Raw genomic sequence first — 20,884 nt, 5'->3', positions numbered from 1 at the left:
GTCTAGGAGACTTTTTTCTCAAAATGGTAAACTTTTATATACATTACATAAAGAATAAGTGGAAGCTCAATGAAACCTTTGGGCCCATTTTTTTATTTCCTTATTCATATGATACACTTAACAAATCAGAAAAGCAAAATAGAGAATATTCTGAGAACAAAAAAGGAATATATCACAAAACATTTTTACATAAATAATCTATTTTATCTTTTGAGAGAATATAATTAGAGGGCAAGACTAGTTTTGCCCGCTTTTTACATATGTAAAGGAGACAACGTGAGTATTAAGAAGTATCTGTTTGCATTGTGCGCTGCAACATCCGTAATGGCAGCACAACAGGAACAACCGACTCCTTATGACTTGATTCGCCCCACCTATCCGTTAACGTGGGACAGCACCGTATTCAACCGGTTCGATACAACGGTCACGAACAAGCACAACATGGTGCCGAAGAACAGAACTCCGGCCTCCTATGCACCCAATGCTTTAATTCCCGATACACTGAACCAGGCATATCTGGACGCCATTAACGTCCGCATGTCGCCTATCCGCGTCAACCAGGCGGGTTATCTTGAATCCGACTTGGAACGCCAATTCTATGTCATCGGCAACGAAAGTTCCTTTGAAGTCGTTGACGTCAACGGCCAATCCCTTAGCCCTGCTGTAACTGGCACCCTTAAGCCCGCTCCCAATGGCCAAAGCATAACCTCGGACTGGACGATTATCGCAGGCACAAACGCTGCTACAAACGACCAGAAGCGTTACCAGGTCGATATCACAGGCCAAGCCGGCAAGATCATGATCGGTAACATTCCGCAGGGTGTTCCGACCGAAACCCGTCTCCGTATCAAAGTCGGCAAAGAAATTTCGAGTACATTCATCATCAGTAACCAGGTTTACTCCATGGTGAAGAATGCCGCCCTCAAGTTCTACGGCATCAACCGCAGTGGTAATGGCGAGTCCTGGTTCCACCCGGCTAGCCACACTCTTGATGGTGGTGGTCCGGTCGTCACCGGAGCAGACGATGTTCGCGGTCCGTTCAACGCCTCCCTCGCCGGGACGCTTGAAGGCGGTTACTATGACTGCGGTGACCATCTGAAGGAATCTCAGACCCAAATGTATGCATTCATGGTCGCAGCTGTGATGGCAGCGACAAACCCGGATGCAGACCAGGACGTCTACGCCTTTAACCAGGGCGAAACGGTCAATACCGACGGTATACCGGACATGCTCCGTGAAGCAAAGCACGGCGCAGACTTCGTTCTCCGTGCTTACGTTCGCGCAAAAGGCGTCATCGACGACATGGCCCTCTCTGTCGGTAACTTCGGCTCTGACCACGGCTGGTGGGGACGCCCCGAAAACCAGGACAAGCTCCCGGTCGACAACTCCGCCTCGGCAACAGACCGTGGTGGTCCGGCATCCCGTACGGTGCGTCTCGGTGAAATCGGTGCAAACATCGGTGGTGAAACGGCAGCAGGCCTTGCCATTGTCGGTAAGATGTACCAGGATTACCCCGAATACAAAGCTTTCGCTGACAGCTGCTTGAAAGTCGCAATAGAAATGTACGACTTTGCAAAGTCGATGGCACAAGGCAAGACCTACAAGAACAACACCGAAGCAGCCGGTTGGTCTAGCCCGGCCTACAACGGCAACAACGAATACTTTGATGATCTTGCACTTGCATCGGTCGCCCTGTGGTATGCAACCGAAGATTCTAAGTATGGCGATGACGCAATCCGTTCCAGAACACTCAAAACAACTGTTCCCCAAGATTTTATGGACTGCTCCGGCTGCTTTGAAGGTGGCTGGTTCGTTACAGACAACAAGGGCTTCTTGAAGAACGTCAAGAACACGAGCTGGGCAAACGCCTACAGCTACGCCCTCTACGCCCTTTACAAGCTCATTCTTGCTGACAAGACTAAAGCAACAACAGTTTACGGCCTTACCGAAACCGAATGGGCTCACGCCGTTGAAGACTGTATCATGGACATGATTTACAACCTCGGCGACATGAGCTTGGGCTCTGGAACCGCAGAAATCGTGCTCCCCACAAGCCCGAACTGGAAAGGTATCGGCTGGAAGCCGAACTCAGTCAAGTACGACCCGATCTGGTACACCATGCAGACGGACCAGGACTGGATCTATAACCGTTACCAGGCCGGCAACATCTTTGAAGTTCTTGCCTATTCCGATGTCGCCAAAGACATTACCGAAAAGGGTATTAGCCTCCCCGACCTCGGCACTCCGGACTGGAAGGCCGACGAAATGCGCCAGTTGGGCATCAACCAGTTGAACTATCTCCTTGGTGTGAACCCGTGGGATGTTTCTTACATCTTGGGTGTTGGCGACAAGAACGACGCTCACCCGCACCACCGTGCAGCAAACCCCGAAGGCAAGAACCAGCCGGGTGCAGCCTATAAGTACAATCCGCCGACAGGCGCCCTTTATGGTGGTGTCAAGCCGGGTACAGAAAACTCCATGGTCCCCGACAACAAGAGCTGGGAAGACTACCACAAGTCCGAAACCTGTATCGACGCTGCAGCAACGCTGGTTAGCTCGAACATGATCGCCTCCCAGAAATTTGACAAGACCGCAGCACCGGACATCAACGTGGAAATCCGCCACGTGAGCATGGACTCCGCTATCGTAATGGTGAAGCTCACCCAGCGCGGTACAACCGTCATATCTTACGGTACCGCCGAAGGCCAGTACACACTGACGGCAGCTGATACCGTAGCCGGCGTCCAGCACGAAATGGTGCTCCGCAACCTCACTCCGGGCACAACCTACTACTTCTACGTTACCGGTCTTAACGCTTATAAGCCCGAGAATTCCAAGACCAAGTTCCTTGTCGACAGCACTCAGACTCCGTTCACATTTACGACGCTCAACACTATTGAAAACGCAAACATCGTGAACGTGACCGTCTGTAACGTCACGGCAGATACCGCAGAAATCATGTGGTACACCCCGAACGGCGAATACGAATCCAAGGTTTACTGGGATACAAAGCCGCACTCCACGGCAGCTGAATTCGCATACAATTCTGGTAGCGGAAACGCCGACGTTTCCGGCATTCCAACCAAGTTCCATTACGTAAAGATTGGCGGACTTCAGGAAAAGACGACATACTACTTCATGGTCGAAAGCAACGGCGTGTTCACCAATGTCAACGACAATGGCGAACTCCTCAAGTTCACGACTCCTGTGACGCAGTATGACTTTAGCGTCCGCGGCTACCAGTACATCTTCGGTGGCATGGACTTCTTGAACTTGAACGTTTACAACAACGAAGCAAGACCGTTCGACAGCTTGACACTTCGCCTCTACTTCACCGCATTGCCTGAAGAAGTCGAAAAGTGCGCTACTTTGATCGACTCCGATATTTGCCAGGCATACGACGAAGCAGGCTTCAACAAGCCTTGCGAAAACGACCGCGAACTTCGCGACTTGCTGCGTGCCGCACTTCCGGTTCGCCTGGACGACACCTATGATCCGGCAACAGGAAAATACTCCTACTACTTCCCGGCTCCGTTGGGCTCCTCCGTCATCAAGTCCCAGTCTCGTCTCCGCGTAGACTTCGGCTTCTCTTCCGGTATCTCAAACGACGGTTACAAGACCTGCGAAACCATACGCGCCCCGGGCAAAAAGCGCTTCAGCAAGGAATCTGGCGACTGGTCCTGGCGTCCGCACACCTACATGGAAGATGGCGCCGATTATGACGGTATGCCAGTCGAAGACAAGGACTACGGCGATATCGACGGCGACATTCCTGTAGACCCGTATATCACTGTTTATCGTAAAGACCAGTTTGTCTGGGGTTACAGCCCATCCAGAAAGGAAATGGAAACCAAGAGGGCTAATTACAAGATTTCTCTGACTCTCGATAAACCGTTCAACGTCTCTAACGGCTCCTTCATCGAAATCGACCAGACCAGCAGCATCGTGCATGTCACCGGTAAGGCTCACGTCACAGAAAATGGCCACATCACAAAGATTTGGGCAAACGGCGTGAAGGTTAGCGGTCAGGGATATGTCGACGGCATGAACAAGTGGCTCCTCGATGAATCCGGAACCCAGATTATCGCCAAGTACGACATTCCAAGCGACATGTGGGATCTCGATATTCCGGTCAAGATGGGTATCGGCAGTAACAAGGTTGACGTGACCATATTTGTTGGCCCGGATCCGACCTGCGACGCCTGCACCGAAAATGGCGGTTGCGCATTTGAAAACAGAAGCTACTACGTGAACTTCTCCAAGGGCGATGCTACCGCTTCGACGCTCGTGATCAAGGATGCCGCAGGCAACCCGATTGCAAGCCCTGCAAAGCCGGAAGGAACGACGTTCTACATCGACGTGATGGACAAGGATAAGATTAAGGGCAATGTCAAGACTGTTGAAGTCCAGATCATCAATAACAAGAAGGACGATGTCCTCAAGGTGACTTTGACGGCAGATGCTAATAATCCTGGCCACTTCGTCGGAGGACCGATTACAGCAGTCAACCATTCCAAGGAAACGAGGAACCAGACTTCTGAAATTTCGTTCTACGCTGGCGACACGATCCAGGTTATCTACATCGACCCAGACGATGAAGAAGATATCTCTAAGCAGACATTCTACGCCGAATCCAAGATTCCGTCTCCGCAAAAGGTTCTTGCAGAAGATACCGACTGCGACAACAAGGCGGACCAGCTGAGAATTACTTTCACGAACAAGCTTACCGACAACTACACGCTCGACAGCATCAAGTACTTCATCGAAGGTATGGCAGACACCATCAAGGTTCCGCTTGTCGCAAAGAACTATCTTGACCAAAACGAAGTCGTTGTCGCAATCGACACGAGCCTCCACCCTGTAAACGCAAGTCCTTCTGGAAAGATCACGACCTACGTTGCAGAAAATGGCATTGCAAACGCAGAAACGGCCAAGATTACCGATGGTATTCTCCCCACGCTCGTGAGCGTATCGATTCTCGAAAAGGCTGACGACGACAACAGTGGTTTCGATACCGTCATGGTCGCCTTCTCTGAACCTGTTGTGTTCTCTTCCATGAACGAATGGCCGCTCGTTATCTCGAATACCGCGGGCATGCCTACAGTAGTTGGATCTGCAACGACGACCAACAACGGCAAGAGCTGGCAGATTATCATCACCGGTAACGAAAACAATTCGCTTGTCCCTGTCGGCGCACTCGCATCGGCAAGAACTACTGGCAACTTCACCATTACCGACGAAAGCTTCAACGCTATTGATCCGGTAGGCTGCAAGCCGACCGTTCCGGTAACGCTGATTTCTCGCCCGGTACCTATTTACCATGCTGAAATGATTGACCTTGAAGGCGATGGCGTCCCCGATGTTATCTACATGATGTTCGAAAAGAAGCTCAAGACGAAGGACGTGTTCGACAGCATCGTCACGGTCTGGGGCACCCCGGGCATCACTCGTAGCTTCATCACGACTGCAGACACCACTGGAGGTGTAATCAAGCCTAAAGAAAGCTACTGGACCATCCGTGATACACTTTCGGCTCCGTACACTGTAGCGGTTGATTCAGTCAACACCAAGCTCGTGCAAGATACCAACAGCATTATCGAAATCACCATTCCTGCCTCCAAGGCCTATCCTTACGGATCTACAAGCGGCGACAAGGACGGCAACGGAACGGTCTCCCCGCTCAAGGGTACCGCAAACGGCTTCTTCGAAACGAACTACACATTGTACGACAAGTGCCCGCCGGTTATCTCTTCGGCCCGCATGATCAAGGGAATGCTTACGGTCAATATGTCTGAACCGCTCACCATTCTCGAAACGGGCAAGTACATCCAGCGTGAACGTGACAGCTACATTCCGTCCGAAAAGCCGCAAGGCTCCAGCAAGGCCCAGGTCTTCATGTACAACGAAAAGGATAACGTTGTCCATGCCGGTGACCGTATCCGCCTCGTTCCGGACGCAATCGGTTCTGCCTACCTTGACAAGAACAACAACGCTCCGACAAGCGCGAACCCCTACGTCCGTATCACTGGTGACGACAACATCCGCTTCAACGTGACACTCACAAAGCCGGTCTCGACCCCGAAGGCCAACGCTTATGCAGGTCGTCCGATTGCAGCCAAGGATAACGCCTTCGTTACGACAGCGACGATCGGTGGCAAGAACAGCTTCATCAGCGATAACGGAAATATTCTCGGTCAAGCCGATACTGCCATGTACTACAGATCGGGTCCGAACTTCGATATCCAGATTACAATGCCTTCGGCAGCCTTCACGACTCACGAAGGAATCCCCATGTTTGATTACCGCCTGAAGATCGTCATGGACCTCTACGACAATCTTGGACAGTACATCAACACGTACAATCTCGACATTCCGAAGGAAAAATTCTCGGCAATACGCGAACTTGTAGACAACGGTATTCTTAAGCTCAACGTGGAATGGGCAGCCAAGGACAACGAGGCACCTGTAGCAAAGAAGGGCAATAAGATTGGAACCGGCGCCTACATCGCGAAGTTCGACCTTACCGCCGAAACCTACTGCGCAACGACCTTCGAAGCTTCTAGCAACGACTACAAGCTTGCTTGCAAGACCGTTGGCGAAAGAAAGGAAAAGGCAACCGACAGCAAGACAAAGACTCTCGGCTTTAAGAGAAAGAAATAATTAATAAACATGGAGCCACCTGGATCTAGCTATTCAGGCGGCTTCTTTATTTTTTTGAACAAGATAAATTAGAAGTATGAAAAAACTACTTAGCGCAATTTCTTTACTGGCCTTACTCTGCATGGACTATTCTATTGCAGGGGAACTCCCTAATATCGACAGGACGTGTACAAACTGTAACCGTCGTTACCTGGACTCATTGAACGTCTATAACAGACGCCCAATCCGCCTGAACCAAAGCGGGTTCAGGCCACAGGACTACAAGTACGCCTACGTTGCCAATCCGAAGGAAATGACGTTCAAGGTCATTGACGCCAATAGCGGTAAAGAAGTTCCTGGTGGCGGAAACCTCTCGCTCATCAAGAAAGGCGCTACAAAGCCTAACATCTGGATTAACGGAGCGTTCAACTCAATGGAAAGCGTCTATGAGTTCGGCAAGCAGGATTCTATCAGCACAGAAAAAGAAGACCTGTATCGCGCAGACTTTACAACACTTTCGACTACAGGTGAATACTTCCTTGTTGTCGGAAACGATACTTCGGCCACATTCCATGTGCACCCTTCTATTTTCAACGCCATCCTTGAGAACTCCTTGCAGTTCTTCGGGATTCAACGCTGCGGTAACACAGATTCGCACTTCCACAAGCCCTGCCACTTGAAAGACGGCTCCAAAGTCGGACATGACTTGACGGGCGGATGGCATGACTGCGGTGACCATTTCAAAGTTTCCGAAACGCTCGGCTACACGGCCTACGTGCTTTCGATGGTCTACCTCACCTACCCCAACAAGGCCGAAGACCGCTATGGTCATTCCTATGCGGACACGGTCTTTACAGACGGTATCCCGGATATTCTCTATGAAGCAAAAATCGGTGCCGATTACATACTCAAGCTTTACAAGGCCTCCAAAGAAGATGGATTGATTGCCAAAAATGACATGTACCATTCCGTAGGCGTTGACGAAAAGGACCACTCGTTCTGGGACTTGCCGGAACGCCAAGATTCACAGACCGAAGCAAAGGGTGGTCCGGACCGCGTTGTGCTCACAGGCATTGGAGCCAATACTTCGGGCATGTTCGTTGCAGCCCTTGCAAACGTCGCAGCCGGCTATCGCGTTTATGACCCGGCCTATTCAGATACGCTCATCGAAGCCGCAAAGGACATCTACAAAAACGTGATGATGCCGCTCTTTGACTACGGCAACGGAAACGAAATGGGAAAGACAACGGACTTCCCGGGATTCTACACTGGTGGCGGTCCGCGTTATGACGACGGTGCGGCAGCTGCACTCGCCTTGTGGTACGCCACAAAGGACACGACCTACCGTTACGACCTTTACAAGAATACCAACATTTTCAACAACCCCACCAACTCTAGATTCAACCTGGACTACTTCAAAGCAGGATTCCTCGGCAACGAAAGCGGCTTTTCTCCTGGCGGCTGGGCAACAGACTACCAGAACATTCACACCTATGTGCTGTTCGCTTTCCAGAACTTGATTTTGAAGAGCACAGAAACAGCAGCAGAATTCGGCCTTACTGAAATCGAACGAGACTCGCTCTCTATGCGTACGATGGCCACATTCCGCAAAATTCTGAATGACGCCACAAATCAGGGTGACTCTACTGTTCTCGTCAACCCGGGTGTAGAATCCAACGAAAAAAGCGAAGCTCATGAAGGGCCAACAGACCTCAAGGTCATCACACCCTACAACCTTGTATGGACGAGCTTTGACTGGGGTGTCATCCGTTACAACCTGGGTACGGCCGTTTCCATCTTCTTGATGTATGAACTCACGAAGGACGAACGCTACCTGAGGGTCGCTTTGGACAACATGTATTACGCCCTTGGCGCAAACCCGTGGGATATTTCACTTTTGATGGGCGCAGGCGACAAGAACCCGCAACACCCGCACAACCGTTCTGCAAACCCCGATGGCCTCAATACCGGTGGTATGCCTTACCAGTATCGCTGCCCGAAGGGCGCCCTCATGGGTGGTCGCGATCCGGAAAAAACTCTTATTGAAGACTGGAGCAAGTACACCTCGACAGAAACATGCATCGACTTCTCGGCACAGTTCCTCTTCCCGGCACAGAGCCTTGCAGAAACACTCCCGCCCGATAACGAAGGTCCGATTTTCAGCAACATCGTAGGAACCCCGATTTCGGATACCGAAGCGATTATAAGCTGGGATGCAAATGAAGTTGCACTTGTAACCGTATTCTACGATGTGACCACAAACCCCAATACGGCAAAATCCGTGCAACAGGAAAAGGCATCCAAGGGCGGTGCTATAACACTTACAAATCTCGTTCCTGGCCAGACATACTACTTCTTCCTCGAAGGTGTGGATACCAAGAGAAATCTAACCACGGATGACAACCATGGTTATTGGTACTCCTTTACCATGACTCCCAAACTGACTGAAATCAAGGGAGTTACGATTTGCCAGGTAGACCACCGCAGTGCAAAGATTTACTGGTGGAGCACCGACCGTCTGAATGGAGTCGTCAACTACGGAAAGGCCAAGGGAGCCTACACTGAAACCCAAAATGCAAGTGGCAGCGCAGTCCTTTTCCACGAAGCCGAGCTCACAGGACTAGAAGCCGGTACGACCTATTACTTTACCGTTTCCTCGGGCGCAAAGACTTCTGAAGAATACTCATTTACCACAGAAACCCACGCCACCTACGCTGATCTCGATATTTCTTTGAAACCGAGTTCTTACGGTGGAGAAGCAGCCTGTAGCCAATGGCAAGATTGCCACGCCTTTATCTTGTCGCTTGCAAACAACGACACCGTACCATTCGAAGACTTCGAAATCCGCATGTATCTCAAGGATCAAAACCTTTCTGCCCTCGGAAACGCCCATCAGAACTTCGGTGGCGACGGTCAAATGGGCAAACCGATCAGTGTAATGTTTGGCACAGCACAGGATGACGGTTTTGGAGGCTACTATTTACCCATTAACGTCAAGGGCACTGTAGAAGTTTCTGGACAGTTGATTATCCAAATTATTTTCCACAACTACGATCCTAATGTAAAGACAGTGACATTCAAGGACATCGATAATTCCTGGTCTCTTCGCGCACACACCGAAAATACTGATCCTGAATATTTCGAAGGAATCGACTTGACCCAAGCTCCTTACTTCAAGGGTTCTGAAACAACGTTCCTTGAACACAACTCTAAAGGCGAAAAAGTGGTTGCCTTTACCCGAGACCCCTATATTACCGTCCATTACCACGGCAAGCACATCTACGGCTATGGCCCGGACTACACGCCAGAAAAGGGACCTCAGGTCAAACGCAATGTTGAAATATCCTTCACGGAACCGTTCGTAAGCCCGAGATACTCCACCGAAAGAGTTGACCCTAAAACCGTCTATGCCGCAACAAGTAAGGTCACTCCCACAGGTTTTCTCGATGCCGTTGAAATGAATAGCGATCCTTACAAGTTCGACTATATCAGCCCGACCAGCAAAACAGAAATCTATTTCGGTACAACCCCAGACACAACGCTTGCCTACGGCAACAACTACATGGAATGGGTCAGCTGGCACAACAGAAACGCCAACCAGAAGGAAGAAAACAAGTACGACTGCGCCTGCGCTGTTGTCCGTAGCAATGTTGAAATCGACAGTATCACGAAGCCGCTCGAAAAACGCTATCTCGTCTTTAACAGCGGTAATATCGTCGGCTACAAGGACAAGTTTGTCGAAGTGCACGTATCGCTCCTCGACAGCGCCCTCGAACTTCTCAAGAGCGAAAAGAACCTGAACGTAGAACTCGTCAGCGAAGATCCGAACGTTCTCTTCTACACGGATCCTACGGCAACGATTCCGGTCACAACCATAACGCTTTACGATGGCGAGGCCACATTCTATGTGAGCTCCAAGGTCGCCGTAACGACAACCATATCGGCAACGCATTCCAACACCAAGGACTATTCTTACACGCCGGCAACAGCAACGCTTACCATTGAAGAGCTTCCGCCATGGCCGATTATCGACTTCGCAAAGATTGTAGACTTGAACTGCGACCACATTCCTGACGCCATGGACATTACGCTTTCCTCTGAATATGCGGAAAACCAGCACTTCACCTCGATTACGTTCACATACGGAAGCGAGACCATCACCGCCAACAAGGTTAAATCGCTGAACGGCAAGTCGCTTATTGTTGAAATCAACGTTCCACAGGAAATCGTGACGAACGCTACCGGAAAAATCACTCTCACAAGCGACATTCAGGGTAACGTCAAAACGGTCGACGACTCGTATGCAGACGGAATCGCTCCGGCACTTCTCTCGGCAACGGTTCTTGAACGCCTTGAATCTGAACCGACCGCACCGGACCACCTCTATCTGCAATTCAGCGAACCGATTTCTGCACCAGGTACAAACTTCCCGCTCGTTCTCTATGCGGCCGACCAGGTGACCAAGGCAGCAACGCCGACAGTCCTTTCTGCCAAGCTCTATAATGACGCAAAGAACATCTGGGACTTCGAAATCGATGCAAGTGCAGGATCCCTAGTAACTGCAGGCATGTGGGGTCAGCTCGACCCGGCAGGCACCATCACCGACTTGAACGGCAATGGCGTCGCAGGCCTCTGTACACCGGAAAAGGTTGAAATTCTCCTGAAGATCTTGCCGATTCCGATGACATACGCCGTCATCACAGACAAGCTCCAAAACGGTTATGCAAGCCATGTCAACGTCTCTTTCCAGAAACCTCTTGATGCAAAGCATACACCGGAATACCTGGAAATCATCTTCGGTACGGCAAAGCCCGAAACGCTCACCGTCGATAAGAGCCTGTTCGTGTTTAACGGCGAAAACCTCTCTATCGACCTTGAAAAGCCGTTCCAGTTCGGCAATACGGCCGGTAACTTTGAAGGCGCCCTCCCAGGCGGCAAGCAGCTTGTCCACGCAGGTCAGGTCACGCAATATCTCGGAACAGGTGCTGCCACCGAAACGAACTCCGTTCTCGCCGAAGATAAGGTTGGACCGGTCTTTGTTTCTGCGGTCATTAGCCAAACCGCTACGGCAGACATTCTCTCCATTACAGCAAGTGAACCTCTCGTCTTAGCAGATTCGACGCAGCAGTTCTACAGACACAAGCGCGCCGAAAAACAGTCCAACGTATTCAGCAGCGCATTCTCGCTCTGGAACTTTGCCCAAAACAATACGGGCTTGTCCATCCTCTTCATGAACGATCTTTCGGGAACTGTCATGGAAGGCGATTTTGTGAGAATGGGCTCCATGATGACAAGCGCCTTCAAGGATGCTAATGGCAACTATCCGGAATTTGATGTTCCTTGGGTTTTGGTCAACGGCAATGGCGCACCGAAGATCAAGTTCGACGTGAAATTGCGCGACATCGTCTCCGACTTGAACTCGAACAACCGCACCAAGGTTGATGTCAAGGAAACCATGCGACTCTACGTCAAGAATCCGTCTAGCAACAAGTATGACTTGATTCAGGACGGCAAGGTGACCTTGACAGGTATCGATTCTACCGATATCGGTGGTGCCATCTTTGACGTGAAGCTCACCGTACCTCGCGGCGCCTCCTTAAGCACCGAATGCGCATGGAGCAACCTGAACGTCAAGTTCCGCATTCCGATCTATTCTAACCTCGGAAGCTTTGTCAACCGCTTCAACAAGTCCTTCAACGTAGACCCGAAGCTTTATCTCACGCCCAACAACCAGGTGGAATTCGTCATTGAATGGGCAAATAAGGCTCCATCGGGCATCAGAAGCAAGGATGATAGAGCAGTTGGCACAGGTGCATATATTTACAAGGCCGAAATCGAAACTAAATTTACACCTAACATGAACAACTCCGAAGTCAAGGGCAACCCGAAGGTTATCAAGAACTTCTCTACAAAGAACTCCTTCGAGCAGAAAAAGACTTTCGGTATCAAGAGAACCAAGTAAAAAAGGTCAAGAAGCTGGGAAAATATGCACGAGAGTCTATTTACAAACTCGCCCTACGTTATAACGCTTACTGTAGTAGCGTTGATCATCGTATGCTATTTTCCCATCATGCTTGGTCAAAAGACGTCCGTCAAGCAGCTCCCTCGCCCCATACACCAGCTGGTCATCATCAGCATATTCTGGCAAGCGAGCAACTTGATTGGCGACATTTTCTTTAGTGGCGATAACTTTATTGCAGGGACCAAAGCCTATACGGCAAGGCAACTCATATTCTGCGCGGCAGCCCTTGGCTGGATCCAGCTCGGGAACGCCATACACCATACCGCAGAAATCAGTCTCAAGATGAAGCGCAAGAACGGCTGGAAGCTCATGAACATTTTCGGAGCTTTAGCGGTTCTTATTTCGACCTACTTCTTTATCAATGATCCAAGCTATATCCCAAGCCTAGATTTCTTTGGCTACAGACCTTTTGCAGAAAGGCCCATATTTAATTTTTACAGCCTTCTTTTGGCCTTATTTGTACTGCCAAACATCATTGTCACTTCATATGACATAATTCGCAACATAGTGCAGGCAAGCGATACAACACTCCCCCACCAGGTTAGCATATACATGTTGGCCTCGTTCACGTTCTTTGTCGCGTTAGCCGTCCTTTTTGATTTTATCATTCCCATATCCACGAAATTTAACGGTTATGACCAGTTCTTAAAATGGTCTCAGTTCATCTCGGTCTTTTTGGCCATCCTTTCCGGGCAATATTTCACTTCGGTCTCATTCAAGAACAAAAGTGCATCCTGGTTTTTGGACAAGCTAAAAGACAAAATGGTGGATGGTCTTTTATACTACAATTATAAAGGCGAAATCCAGCTTGCCAACCCGGCAGCTCTTGGAATTTTGCACACCACACAAGAAGCACTCCACGACAAGAAAATCACGTCAGTATTTCCGCAGATTCAAGACCCTACACGTGAAGCGACTTACAACAAAATAAGAATCAAGATTGACAACGAAGACCATATTTTCAACGTTTCCATTTTCCAGATTCGTCAATCATTGACAACAAACTACAACGTAGCTTTCTTTAGCGATGTTTCGAACACGCTGCATTACCAGCAGATTATCAAGACCCGCGACGAGCAGTTCAAGGAATACCAGCTTGACCAGATCCGCTACCAGGAACGATTGAACATCTGGAAAAAGAAGGTCGATGAAAGTAAATACTTCCTGGATACGCTTATCAGTACACTCCCATTCCGCTTTTGGTCCAAGAACGAACAGGGCGTGTTCATGACGCAGAACCAGACCGATATCAAGAGTCGCGGAAACCTGTTGCAGACCTCTGAACCGGACAGCAAGATTTTGCCTCAAGAACTTTTAGCTCGTAACGAAGGCGAACCGCAAAGTTTCATTTCTTACGAACGAATTAAGAAGACTTTCAACGAGAATAACGAAGAAGAAGACGATATCGAGATTTTGAAGCAGGACGACTACAACATGGCCGTCCGTAAAGGGATCGCCAAGGATATCATGATTTTCAACAACATGTTCATCCCCATTATGGCCCCGCGCAAGCCGTACAAGATTATCGGCATCAAGATCGATATTACCAAGGAAATGCGTCTCGAAAAAGAACGCGACATGTTGCAAGAACAAAAGCACATCCACTCGAGGCTCGAAGAACTGGGCACCATCTGCGGTGGCTTTGCACACGACTACAACAACATCCTTGGCTCTCAGATTGGGTTCTGCGATCTGGCGCTTGAAGTGCTCGACAAAGATAACCAGGCCTACATGTTCATCCAGGAAGCACGCAAGGCAGCCACACGCGGCAAGGAATCCCTCGAAGAGCTTTTGAACACCATCCGCGGCAAGACCTCCGAAAAGGACAAGCTCACGGAATTTGCGCCGTACATGATTATCGACGACGTGGTAAAGAAGCTCTGGATTACGCTCCCGCCGAACGTAAAGGTCAAGGCAGACAACCTCGACAAGAACATCCGCATTGTCGGAAACGTCTCGGCACTCGACCGCATTATCAGTAACCTTGCGAACAACGCCATCTTTGCCATGAAAGAAAACGGCGGAACCCTCACCATCGCCCTCAAGCGCGAAGTGCTCCCGGAACCGCTCATTACGCCGTACGCCCCGCAGATCGATGCGGGCACCTATGCCAAGATTACCGTCGAAGATACAGGCACCGGCATGGACACGGCGACCCTCGAACGCATCTTTTCACCGTTCTTTACGACCAAGGCACCGGGTGAAGGCCTCGGATTGGGCCTTTCTTCGGCACTTAGACTGCTAAAAGAAGGCAATGCGGGCTACACAGTACAAACAACCTTGGGCGAAGGAACTATTTTTAATCTATATTGGTCTATAAGAAACGAGAAAATGGAGGCTTAATGTCTACAATACTCATCATTGACGATGACGCTCAGCTCAACCTCATGTTGAAGTCTGCTCTGGAATTGAAAGGTTATACTGTCGATACTGCTAGCAACGGTAAGAAAGCAAAGACTCTTTATCAGAAGAACACGTACGATGTAATCATCACCGACATCATCATGCCGGAAGGTGACGGATTTGAAGTTGTCCTTGACCTTCGCCGTATGGGCATGAGCGACCGCACGATCGCGATTAGCGGTGGTGGACGTACGTCTGCTGAAGACTATCTTGCAACGGCTCAGCACTTCGATGTAGCCGCAATTTTCAGCAAGCCGCTGGATCTCCAGCAGCTCCGCAACAAAGTTGACGAGATTATCAAGGCACATTCGTAATAGCATAAATGATGAATATCCTGATCGCTGATTTTGATCGGAAATTTGTCGAGGAGCTACAGCGGAACTGGTCTGTAGCCGGAACGAACCTACTGGTCTGCTCCGACGATAAGACTCTGATGCCGCTAATTAAGAAGACGTCGATAGACCTTGCGTTTATCGAGGTTCCTTTTTTGATGCTCGACAATATGGATTTGATCAGCTATTTGAAGGAACGCCAGCCTGGTATTGAAATCTTCGTGCTGTGCGATGACCGCAACTGGCAGGGGGCCGCTAGCGCCATTACTCGTGGAGCAAGCAGCTTCTTGAAGAAGCCGGTCACGCTATCGCTCCTTGAGAGCACGACAAGCAAGATCCAGGCTCAGCAACAAAACAAGTCCAACACGCAGCTCATGGAATCCCAGGTGTTGGACAGCCTTCTCGGCGACACGCCCGAGATGCGCAAAATTCTAAAAACAGTTTATAAGGTCGCACCGACCAACAGTACCTTGCTTATAACCGGCGAGTCCGGTTCGGGCAAGGAATTTTTGGCAAACGTCGTCCACCGCTACAGCAAACGCGCGAACGAACCGTTTGTGCCAGTCAACTGCGGAGCCATTCCCGAGAACCTCGTGGAAAGTGAACTCTTCGGAAGCAAGAAGGGATCGTATACAGGTTCTACCGCCGACAAGAAGGGCTTGTTCGAATCCGCCAATGGCGGTACGCTGTTCCTCGATGAAGTCGGTGAGCTTTCTCTGGCAACACAAGTCAAGCTTTTACGTTTTCTGCAAAGCCACGAGATTCGTCGCGTGGGCGAAACTGAAGCCCGTTACTTGGACATTCGCATTATTGCAGCTACCAACCGCAATTTGCAACAAGCGATGCACGAAGGTCGTTTCCGCGAAGACCTTTATTACCGTTTAAACACGTTCCACTTGCAGCTCCCGCCGCTCCGCGACAGGAAGCCCGTCATTCCGAACTTAATCCGTTACTTTATCTTAAAGAACAAGGAAGCGCAAGGCAAGGAAATCCATGACATTGAACCCGCGGCTCTTTACGCTTTGACAAAGTACCCCTACCCCGGCAACATCCGCGAGCTCGAAAACATCATGGAGCATGCGATTGTGCTTTCGGAAGGTGGAATCATCAAGCTCGAAGACTTGCCCGAATACGTGCAAGTGGAAGCCCGCGAAAAGACTGTTGCGATTCCGCATATCAAGGATGCTGCTAGTCTTAAAGAAAGCGCTAGCGAGCCTGTTTTCGACAACGCCGAAGATGCGGAAGAGAATGAAAAGTCTGTCGAGAATCCTCTCGGAAAGCCGATTCATTTTGAACCGATCTCGGGCAAGACGGATAGAGCAGGACTTTTGACGCACAACCCGACGAAGTTCATCACACATAATCCTGCGCCCGAAGAAGAAGAAATTCTTTCGCTCGACGAGATGGAACGCAGACACATCTTGCATGCGCTCAGCATTTGCAAAGGCAACAAGACTGAAGTCTGCAAGAAGCTCGGCATCAGCCGTGCCACACTTTGGCGCAAGCTCAAAGAGCTCAAAATCGAAATGGACGGCGGCGAAGACTAGCGCTGTCAAGAATCGCGCAGGCTCCTACACCTCTACAAGAGTCGCGACTAAGCAAGAATCTTTCGTAGAACCGCTACCGACAAAGTCTACGTCTTGGGATTTTTTCCAAGACGTTTTTGCATTCGGGTGCACGGAAGAAACGGCGGCAAGCACATCGCGGGCAAATGCGGACAGGTTGAATTCGCTGTAGTTGGAACTCACCATGAAAAATCCGCCGGGATTTAAAAGCGTCGCGCAGTCGGCAACGAGCGGCATCAAGTGTTCGCGCACGTTAAAGTTAAAGCCCTTGAAACGAGCAAAGCTCGGCGGATCAAGTACAATACCATCAAAACGTAAGCCCTTCTTTTGGGCCCAATGCACGTATTCGATAGCGTTACCGCGGAAGAACTCTCCTGGGCGCAAATCAAGGCCGTTTAAGGCGTAATTTTCACGGCCTTTGTCGAGAATCTTGCCGCTGATATCGGCATTTGTAGCGACCGCAGCACCGCCTAGACGGGCGTGTACGGAGAAACTGCACGTATAGCTGAATAGGTTCAAAAAACGGAGGCCGGTTTGCGCGGAATTTTCGAGATTCGCCAAGTCAGCGAGATGCGCCGAGGCTTCGAAATTCGCCGGAGATGCGCCGGACATAGCGCGGAAACGTTCTTCGACTTCGAGGCGCACGTGACGCATGTCGAGGAAAAGTCCCGGATTGATTGTATCGAGCAAGTCCACATGAAAATTGGCATTGCCCTCGCGAACTGTTCCCACAGCATCTTCACGCGTGCCAATCACGACATCCATCGGAGCGTTCTCAAGCGATTTTCCAGAGCTCGAAAGGCGTTCCTTAGAGACTACGCAAACGGGATTGAAAAGGGAGGCCAAAGCCTCGACAATTTCAGTTTTGCTCGTCAAAAGCTCCGGTCCAAAAAACTGCATCTGGTAACGGTCGCCGAACTTGTCTATCGTAAGTCCCGGGAAACCGTCGGCAGCGCCATTCACAATGCGCAAAGCATCCGTTACATCAAATAACGGAGCGCGCTTGGATAATGCAGACTTTAAAAGATCGGAGTATTTATAATTCATAAGAAACTGCAGCTATGAGGTATGAGCACGGTCGCCTCCGGCTCCCTCTGAGGTATAAGATTTAATTCAAAGATAGCTTTTTATTGCAGAAATAATATCGCTCATACCCCAAAGCGTAGCGAGCCCAAACCTCAAAGGCGCTCTGCGCCGCTCTACTTATCAAGAGTCTTGATCTGGTCGACGAACTCGCCCACTTCCTTGAATTCGCGGTAGATGGAGGCGAAACGCACATACGCCACAGCGTCAAGCTTTTTTAATTCCTGCATCACAAGGTTGCCAATCTGGTCGTAGCTCACTTCAAAGCCTTCCGACATCTGCAACGAATTTTCCACGCGCGTCACAAGCTGTTCGATATCGTCCATGGACACCGGGCGTTTTTTGCAGGAGTTCATAATGCCACGTTGCAATTTTTCACGCTGGAAAGGTTCGCGTTCGCCACTGCGCTTGATAACGGTCAACGGCTGGACTTCGATATATTCACGGGTCGTAAAGCGACGGCCACAAGCACAACATTCACGACGACGACGAATCGAAGAGCCACTCACGCGACTATCGACAACCTTGTCGTTATCATTCTTGCAAAACGGGCAAATCATGCTTTGAATATAGCACTTTTTAAGGGGAAAGTGCGCAAAATCACAATAAAATTACAAAAGAAAAAGGGGCCTTGCGGCCCCGATTTTTTAAGCGTTAGCTTTCTTGAAGTCTTCGACGTTCTTGGCGTATTCAGCGAGGTATTCCTTAGCGGCTGCAGCAACAGCTTCCGGAACATAACCGAATTCCTTTTCGAGGACGCCTGCCGGAGCAGAAGCACCGAAGCGTTCGAGACCGGAGACCTTACCGAAGCCACCCACGACCTGGGCGAACAAGAGCGGAAGACCACTGGACTTTGCAAACACCGGAGTCCACGGAGCGATGATGCTATCGCGGTAGGATTTCGGCTGCTTGAGGAAGAGAGCCGGGCTGATCATGGAAACTACGCGCACAGACTTGCCTTCGTCGCGGAGGAGTTCAGCAGCCTGGTGTTCGAGGAGAACGTCACTGCCGTTTGCAACCAAAGTAAGATCCGGCTTCTTGCCTGCGGCAGTGTTGTCGCTGACAATGTAAGCGCCCTTACGGCAAGCCTTGGCAGCTTCGTAGCGGTTTTCACCCGGAAGCGTGTTCACGACCTGACGAGTGAGGATGAGAGCCGTCGGGCTGTCGTTGTTTTCGAAAGCCATTTCCCATGCGGCGAGAGTTTCGTAAGCGTCTGCCGGGCGGAGCACGAGCATTTCGGCCTTGCCGCTAGCCTTCGTGAGGCTTTCGAGCAAACGAATCTGCGTTTCGTGTTCAATCGGCTGGTGCGTCGGGCCGTCTTCGCCCACGCGGAAGCTGTCGTGCGTGAACACGTACTTGACCGGGAGGCCCATGAGAGCAGCCATACGGATTGCCGGCTTCATGAAGTCACTGAAGACAAAGAACGTTGCGCAAATCGGATAGAGACCGCCGTGGAGAGCGATACCATTTGCAATAGCACCCATCGTGAGTTCTGCAACGCCAACCTGGACAAATGCACCCTTGAAGTCGTTAGCACGGAAGATGCCCGTCTTGTCGAGGAATGCCTGCGTGTTGTCGGAGTTCGAAAGGTCTGCAGAGCTGCAGATGATGTTGTGATAATTTTCGGCGAGGTAGCCAAGAACCGTACCGCTAGTGACGCGAGTTGCAACACCTTCCTTGATGTTGAGCTTGGAGAGGTCGATCTTGAGACCCTTGCCCGAGAGCCATTCATTGAGGGTTGCGGACTTTTCGGCGTTAGCCTTGTCCCAAGCAGCCTTAGCCTTCTTCCATTCGGCGACCTGCTTGCGGAGTTCGTTAGCGCGGGCTTCAAAGCCAGCCTTCACATCGTCAAAGACCTGGAACGGATCGTCCGGATTGCCACCGAGATTCTTGACCGTAGCAGAGGTAGAAGCACCTGCAGCATTAAGCGGCTGACCGTGCGTAGAGACAGCGCCTTCGTAGCTCTTGCCGTCTTCGGCGATAGCGCCCTTAGCCATCGTAGTGTGACCGTAGACGAGAACCGGCTTTTCGGTTTCTGCCCAAGCGGCCTTGAAAGCCTTGCGGAGTTCTGCAATGTTGGAACCGTCGCATTCAATCACGCGAAAGCCCCAGGATTCGTACTGACCAACGAAGTCGTGGTCCATCACGTCTTCAGTCTTGCAGCTGAGCTGGACCTGGTTTGCATCGTAGAAGAAAATGAGGTTCGAAAGCTTGAGGTGACCAGCAATGCGGCCCACGCCGTATGCGATTTCTTCTTCGAGACCGCCGTCAGAAACGAGGCAGACGGTCTTGTGTTCGAGGATGGAGCCAAAGCGTTCGACCATGAAGCGTTCGGCGATAGCACCACCGAGAGCAATGCCGTGACCGATACCGAGCGGGCCCGAGGAGTTTTCAATACCGAGGGCAACGTCGACTTCCGGATGGCCCGGAGTGCGGCTGCCAAGCTGGCGGAAGTTCTTCACGTCTTCGAGCGTGAGGCGGTTCGTGAGGACGAGTTCGGAGTAGAGGAGCGGGCTCATGTGGCCCGGGTCCATGAAGAAGCGGTCGCGAGCCATCCAGTTGGCATCGTCCGGATCGTAACGCAAGAATTCAGCAAACAAAAGCGTGATGGCGTCTGCGGCGCCCATGGCTCCACCCGGATGTCCGGACTTGGCCTTCTGCACCATCGCGGCAGAAAGGATACGGACGTTGTCAGCTGCTTTTGTAACTAATGAATCTTGCACGGTCTAACCCCTTTAGAGTTTTGTTTTTACGCGGCAAATTTAGTTTTTTCTTGCGAAACTCTCAAGGTATATTGTCAAATGAAAAGCCCAAAGCAATAAAAAGTTATATTTTCGCAA

8 protein-coding genes are annotated in these 20,884 nt (G+C 50.5%); 5 read left to right on the top strand and 3 right to left on the bottom strand.

Annotation, left to right across the window (positions count from 1 at the left end):
• Nucleotides 1–276: 276 nt before the first annotated feature.
• The 5 genes from CRN95_RS07080 to CRN95_RS07060 all read left to right on the top strand — a co-directional run bounded on the left by CRN95_RS07080 (nucleotide 277) and on the right by CRN95_RS07060 (nucleotide 16,943).
• The gene (locus CRN95_RS07080; RefSeq protein ID WP_097020482.1) at nucleotides 277–6,660 is read left to right on the top strand and encodes a glycoside hydrolase family 9 protein; all 6,384 of its coding nucleotides are present in this window, start codon (nucleotides 277–279) and stop codon (nucleotides 6,658–6,660) included.
• A 76-nt stretch (nucleotides 6,661–6,736) separates the two neighbouring features.
• Nucleotides 6,737–12,601 (top strand): glycoside hydrolase family 9 protein, encoded by a 5,865-nt coding sequence (locus CRN95_RS07075; RefSeq protein ID WP_097020481.1) that lies wholly within the window; start codon nucleotides 6,737–6,739, stop codon nucleotides 12,599–12,601.
• 108 nt (nucleotides 12,602–12,709) lie between these two features.
• Nucleotides 12,710–15,004: an ATP-binding protein gene (locus CRN95_RS07070; protein ID WP_159462291.1), complete on the top strand. Its 2,295-nt coding sequence runs from the start codon at nucleotides 12,710–12,712 to the stop codon at nucleotides 15,002–15,004.
• A complete protein-coding gene (locus CRN95_RS07065) occupies nucleotides 15,004–15,378 on the top strand; it encodes a response regulator (RefSeq protein ID WP_012820238.1) in 375 nt (124 codons plus the stop codon). Before CRN95_RS07070 ends, CRN95_RS07065 begins: the two co-directional genes overlap by 1 nt.
• Nucleotides 15,379–15,386: 8 nt before the next feature.
• A complete protein-coding gene (locus CRN95_RS07060; protein WP_097020479.1) occupies nucleotides 15,387–16,943 on the top strand; it encodes a sigma-54 dependent transcriptional regulator in 1,557 nt (518 codons plus the stop codon).
• 24 nt (nucleotides 16,944–16,967) lie between these two features.
• On the opposite strand, the gene CRN95_RS07055 is transcribed toward CRN95_RS07060, so the two are convergent.
• From CRN95_RS07055 to CRN95_RS07045, 3 genes are all read right to left on the bottom strand, one after another.
• Nucleotides 16,968–18,008, bottom strand: coding sequence for a class I SAM-dependent rRNA methyltransferase (locus CRN95_RS07055; RefSeq protein ID WP_097020478.1), 1,041 nt, complete (start codon nucleotides 18,006–18,008; stop codon nucleotides 16,968–16,970).
• 152 nt (nucleotides 18,009–18,160) lie between these two features.
• A complete protein-coding gene (nrdR, locus tag CRN95_RS07050) occupies nucleotides 18,161–18,604 on the bottom strand; it encodes a transcriptional regulator NrdR (RefSeq protein WP_012820241.1) in 444 nt (147 codons plus the stop codon).
• 87 nt (nucleotides 18,605–18,691) lie between these two features.
• On the bottom strand, nucleotides 18,692–20,767 hold the full coding sequence (locus CRN95_RS07045) for a transketolase (RefSeq protein WP_097020477.1): 2,076 nt from the start codon (nucleotides 20,765–20,767) through the stop codon (nucleotides 18,692–18,694).
• Nucleotides 20,768–20,884: the final 117 nt, after the last annotated feature.

It is taken from the genome of Fibrobacter sp. UWB16, assembly GCF_900215325.1.
In the GTDB taxonomy this organism is placed as follows: domain Bacteria; phylum Fibrobacterota; class Fibrobacteria; order Fibrobacterales; family Fibrobacteraceae; genus Fibrobacter.
This window is presented reverse-complemented; position numbering and strand designations above follow the sequence as displayed.

What these genes read in the sequence shown, in the direction of transcription:
- CRN95_RS07075 (WP_097020481.1), top strand. Translation starts at nt 6,737, where the DNA reads ATGAAAAAACTACTTAGCGCAATTTCTTTACTGGCCTTACTCTGCATG.
- CRN95_RS07070 (WP_159462291.1), top strand. Translation starts at nt 12,710, where the DNA reads ATGCTTGGTCAAAAGACGTCCGTCAAGCAGCTCCCTCGCCCCATACAC.
- CRN95_RS07065 (WP_012820238.1), top strand. Translation starts at nt 15,004, where the DNA reads ATGTCTACAATACTCATCATTGACGATGACGCTCAGCTCAACCTCATG.
- CRN95_RS07060 (WP_097020479.1), top strand. Translation starts at nt 15,387, where the DNA reads ATGATGAATATCCTGATCGCTGATTTTGATCGGAAATTTGTCGAGGAG.
- CRN95_RS07055 (WP_097020478.1), bottom strand. Translation starts at nt 18,008, where the DNA reads ATGAATTATAAATACTCCGATCTTTTAAAGTCTGCATTATCCAAGCGC.
- nrdR (WP_012820241.1), bottom strand. Translation starts at nt 18,604, where the DNA reads ATGATTTGCCCGTTTTGCAAGAATGATAACGACAAGGTTGTCGATAGT.